Origin of the sequence: Gabonia massiliensis (assembly GCF_001403595.1) — a bacterium.
GTDB classification, from domain to species: domain Bacteria; phylum Bacteroidota; class Bacteroidia; order Bacteroidales; family Coprobacteraceae; genus Coprobacter; species Coprobacter secundus.
The window spans coordinates 1-5,264 of record NZ_LN877927.1; the positions used below are offsets into that span (position 1 = coordinate 1).

The 5,264-nt window shown below is 52.0% G+C and carries 2 tRNA genes and 3 rRNA genes; all 5 read right to left on the bottom strand.

The features are described 5' to 3' along the window. Positions 1–72: 72 nt before the first annotated feature. The 5 genes from rrf to BN2628_RS00085 all read right to left on the bottom strand — a co-directional run bounded on the left by rrf (position 73) and on the right by BN2628_RS00085 (position 5,127). A 5S ribosomal RNA gene (rrf, locus tag BN2628_RS00065) occupies positions 73–183 on the bottom strand. Between the two features lie 100 nt (positions 184–283). After that, positions 284–3,162: ribosomal RNA gene (locus tag BN2628_RS00070) — 23S ribosomal RNA — on the bottom strand. A 125-nt stretch (positions 3,163–3,287) separates the two neighbouring features. After that, a tRNA-Ala gene (locus BN2628_RS00075) sits at positions 3,288–3,361 on the bottom strand. Positions 3,362–3,376: 15 nt separating this feature from the next. Then, a tRNA-Ile gene (locus BN2628_RS00080) sits at positions 3,377–3,453 on the bottom strand. A gap of 146 nt (positions 3,454–3,599) precedes the next feature. Further along, positions 3,600–5,127, bottom strand: a 16S ribosomal RNA gene (locus tag BN2628_RS00085). The 16S, 23S and 5S rRNA genes sit together here with 2 tRNA genes alongside, the layout of an rRNA operon. Positions 5,128–5,264: the final 137 nt, after the last annotated feature.

A 5,264-nucleotide genomic window follows, 5' to 3' on the forward strand; every position in this document is an offset into this window, starting at 1 on the left:
GGGAGCCAGGGGAAAAAAATAGAGCGAGGAGATACGGACCCTGCGGCCTCTCTCCTCGCTCTATTCCTTATAATACGGCAGCTACCTACTCTCCCACTGTTACGCAGTACCATCGGCGCGGTCAGGTTTAACTTCTCTGTTCGGAATGGGTAGAGGTGGAACCCTGACGCTATAACCACCTGAATGCCTTTCTTGTATCTTGCCATACAAAAAAAGAAAAGAACTCCAATATCCCCTTGCAAACATGCTCATCCACGTATCCGGCACCACCGGATTCCGTCCTTCCTGAAAGTCTCGGGTGATTAGTTTTGCTCGGCTTTGGCATTACTGCCTTTACACCTGCAACCTATCTACGTCGTCGTCTGCAACGACCCTCCAGGGAAATCTAATCTTGAGGCTGGCTTCGTACTTAGATGCTTTCAGCACTTATCCAATCCCGGCTTAGCTACTCAGCGGTGCTCCTGGCGGAACAACTGATAAACCAGCGGCCGGTCCAACACGGTCCTCTCGTACTAGTGTCAGAGCCTCGCAAATTTCCTGCGCCCACAACAGATAGGGACCGAACTGTCTCACGACGTTCTGAACCCAGCTCGCGTGCCACTTTAATGGGCGAACAGCCCAACCCTTGGGACCTTCTCCAGCCCCAGGATGTGACGAGCCGACATCGAGGTGCCAAACCGCTCCGTCGATATGAGCTCTTGGGAGCGATCAGCCTGTTATCCCCGGAGTACCTTTTATCCTTTGAGCGATGGCCCTTCCATACGGAACCACCGGATCACTATGCTCTAGTTTCCTACCTGATCGACGTGTCGGTCTCTCAGTCAAGCACCCTTGTGCCATTACACTCTGCGGCCGGTTACCAATCGGCCTGAGGGTACCTTTAGAAGCCTCCGTTACGCTTTTGGAGGCGACCACCCCAGTCAAACTACCCACCAAGCAGTGTCCTCTGCATGCCAGAGTTAGAATTCAAATAATCAAAGGTCCGTATTTCAACAGCGGCTCCTCGGATACTGGCGTACCCAATTCTCTGCCTCCGGACTATCCTACACATCAAGTACCCAAATTCAATGCTAAGTTGCAGTAAAGGTTCACGGGGTCTTTCCGTCCCGTTGCGGGTAATCGGCATCTTCACCGATACTACAATTTCACCGAGCTCACGGTTGAGACAGTGTCCAGATCATTGCACCATTCGTGCAGGTCGGAACTTACCCGACAAGGAATTTCGCTACCTTAGGACCGTTATAGTTACGGCCGCCGTTTACTGGGGCTTCAATTCTACGCTTCTCTTGCGATGACGTCTCCTCTTAACCTTCCAGCACCGGGCAGGTGTCAGGCTGTATACTTCATCTTTCAATTTCGCACAGCCCTGTGTTTTTGTTAAACAGTTGCCTGGACCTATTCTCTGCGCCCAACTTTGACGTTGGGACCCTTTTTCCCGAAGTTACAGGGTCAATTTGCCTAGTTCCTTAACCGTGAATCTCTCGAGCGCCTTGGTATATTCTACCCAACCACGTGTGTCCGTTTGGGGTACGGGTGAATGTAACATATGTTTAGCGGATTTTCTTGGGAGTCTGATTACCATCGCTATCCGGTTGTCCGAGGACGCCCGGTACTGTCAAGTTCGACTATCCCGGCGGATTTGCCTACCGAAATATTATCTACACTCTTTAACCTGCTATTCCGTCTGCAGGCGGATGTGTCACTGCTCCGTCTCCGCATCACTCTTACATTCAGTAACGGAATATTAACCGTTTCTGCCATCGGCTGCGCCGTTCGGCTGCGCCTTAGGGCCCGACTTACCCTGATCCGATTAGCGTTGATCAGGAACCCTTGGTCTTGCGGCGAGGAGGTTTCTCGCCTCCTTTATCGTTACTTATACCTACATTTGCTTTTCCACTGTCTCCAGCCTGTCTCGAGACAGGCCTTCTGCGACCCGTGGAATGCTCCCCTACCAATATTTGCATATTCCATAGCTTCGGTAAATAGCTTATGCCCGATTATTATCCACGCAGAATTCCTCGACTAGTGAGCTGTTACGCACTCTTTAAATGAATGGCTGCTTCCAAGCCAACATCCTAGCTGTCTTTGCAATTCTACTTCGTTAATTCAACTTAGCTATTATTTCGGGACCTTAGCTGATGGTCTGGGTTATTTCCCTCTCGGACATGGACCTTAGCACCCATGCCCTCACTCCTCGGGTAAAAGTTGAAGCATTCGGAGTTTATCAAGACTTGATAGGCGGTGAAGCCCTCGCATCTTATCAGTCGCTCTACCTCTTCAACTCAGCCCCGAAGGCTGCACCTAAATGCATTTCGGGGAGTACGAGCTATCTCCAAGTTTGATTAGCCTTTCACCCCTACCCACAAGTCATCCGAAAACTTTTCAACGTTTACCGGTGCGGTCCTCCAGTTGGTGTTACCCAACCTTCAACCTGCTCATGGGTAGATCACTTGGTTTCGCGTCTACTCCTGCCGACTATCGCGCCCTGTTCAGACTCGCTTTCGCTTCGGCTCCGGGCCTGAAGCCCTTAGCCTCGCCGGCAAGAGTAACTCGTAGGTTCATTATGCAAAAGGCACGCCGTCACTCCTTATAGAAGCTCCGACCGCTTGTAGGCGCATGGTTTCAGGGTCTGTTTCACTCCTCTGTTCGAGGTTCTTTTCACCTTTCCTTCACAGTACTGGTTCGCTATCGGTCTCTCGGGAGTATTTAGCCTTACGGGATGGTCCCCGCGGATTCATACAGGATTTCTCGTGTCCCGCACTACTCAGGTGCCGCCTCGGCTTCGCTTCGGATTCGTCTACGGGATTGTCACCTTCTTTGATCCAACTTTCCAATTGGTTCGACTTCCTCCGCTCTTGCCTTTATCGGCGGTCCTTCTACCCCGATCCTGCCGAAACAGGAACGGTTTGGGCTATTCCGCGTTCGCTCGCCACTACTGGCGGAATCATTGTTATTTTCTTTTCCTGTGGGTAATGAGATGTTTCAGTTCCCCACGTTTGCCCACTGCTTTGCAGTGTGTCGCCTTCCGACGACGGGTTGCCCCATTCGGAGATCTACGGGTCAGCGGATATTTGCTCCTTACCGTAGCTTTTCGCAGCTTATCACGTCCTTCTTCGCCTTCGAGAGCCTAGGCATCCTCCATGCGCCCTTGCTTACTTTCTTTCCCCGGACATGTCCGTTGTTGTATAACGGACATCCGGTGTGATGTATACCTGGTTCGCTTTTTTGTTGCTAGGTTTTTTTTGTTTGTTCTCTTCTTTTTTCAGTATGTCAAAGATCTTTTTTCGTGGAGAATAACGGATTCGAACCGTTGACCCCCTGCGTGCAAAGCAGGTGCTCTAGCCAGCTGAGCTAATCCCCCAAACTTCTGCCAGTTTGGTAGTCCCAGGCAGATTTGAACTGCCGACCTCTACATTATCAGTGTAGCGCTCTAACCTACTGAGCTATAGGACTGTCAATTCATCCCTCTGCCGGGCTGCTTCTTCTCTTGTATCTTGTTACAATAGACCGTAGAAAGTAAACGGGGTCGTCAACGCCTCCATGGCCGGCATCGGACGCCTGTGCCTTCATCTCGGCGGACATATTCTCTTTTACTCCAGAAAGGAGGTGTTCCAGCCGCACCTTCCGGTACGGCTACCTTGTTACGACTTAGCCCCAGTCACCAGTATTACCCTAGGACGCTCCTCGCGGTTGCATACTTCAGGTACTCCCGGCTCCCATGGCTTGACGGGCGGTGTGTACAAGGCCCGGGAACGTATTCACCGCGCCATGGCTGATGCGCGATTACTAGCGAATCCAGCTTCACGGAGTCGGGTTGCAGACTCCGATCCGAACTGGGACAGGGTTTCGAGATTGGCGCGGCATTGCTGCCTGGCTACTCGCTGTCCCTGCCATTGTAACACGTGTGTCGCCCCGGACGTAAGGGCCGTGCTGATTTGACGTCATCCCCACCTTCCTCGCAGCTTACGCTGGCAGTCTCGATTGAGTCCTCAGCTTGACCTGGTAGTAACTATCGATAAGGGTTGCGCTCGTTATGGCACTTAAGCCGACACCTCACGGCACGAGCTGACGACAACCATGCAGCACCTCGCAGGCGGCTATTGCTAGCTACGTACTTTCATACGTATTCCCCCTGCGTTTGAGCCCGGGTAAGGTTCCTCGCGTATCATCGAATTAAACCACATGTTCCTCCGCTTGTGCGGGCCCCCGTCAATTCCTTTGAGTTTCACCGTTGCCGGCGTACTCCCCAGGTGGAATACTTAACGCTTTCGCTGTACCGCTTACTGTATATCGCAAACAGTTAGTATTCATCGTTTACGGCGTGGACTACCAGGGTATCTAATCCTGTTCGATACCCACGCTTTCGTGCTTCAGCGTCTGTTTCACCCCAGTATGCTGCCTTCGCAATCGGGGTTCTGCGTGATATCTATGCATTTCACCGCTACACCACGCATTCCGCATACCTCTTGTGGACTCTAGCTCTACAGTTTCAACGGCAGTTTCCCGGTTGAGCCGGAACATTTCACCGCTGACTTATAGGGCCGCCTACGCACCCTTTAAACCCAATAAATCCGGATAACGCTCGCATCCTCCGTATTACCGCGGCTGCTGGCACGGAGTTAGCCGATGCTTATTCGTATGGTACTTGCAATAGCCCACGCGTGGACTCTTTTACTCCCATACAAAAGAAGTTTACGACCCGTAGGGCTGTCTTCCTTCACGCGACTTGGCTGGTTCAGGCTTACGCCCATTGACCAATATTCCTCACTGCTGCCTCCCGTAGGAGTCTGGTCCGTGTCTCAGTACCAGTGTGGGGGACCTTCCTCTCAGAACCCCTATCCATCGTCGCCTTGGTGGGCCGTTACCCCGCCAACCAGCTAATGGAACGCATGCCCATCTGTAACCGGAAAACCTTTAGATGACCGCCCATGCGGACAGACATCCTTATGGGGTATTAGGCCGGATTTCTCCGGGTTATCCCCCTGTTACAGGCAGATTGCATACGCGTTACTCACCCGTGCGCCGGTCGCCAGCGTATCAGCAAGCTGATACCTGATGCCCCTCGACTTGCATGTGTTAGGCCTGTCGCTAGCGTTCATCCTGAGCCAGGATCAAACTCTTCGTTGTAATATTTATTCCTTTTATATTTTCTTACTTCACGTAAAAGTTGTACATCCCTGTCCAGGTGTCCGTCTTTCCTGCTTCTATCTTGACGTGGACTTATTCCCCCTCCGGTTTCCCGAAAAGGGCCCGTCTCTTTCTAC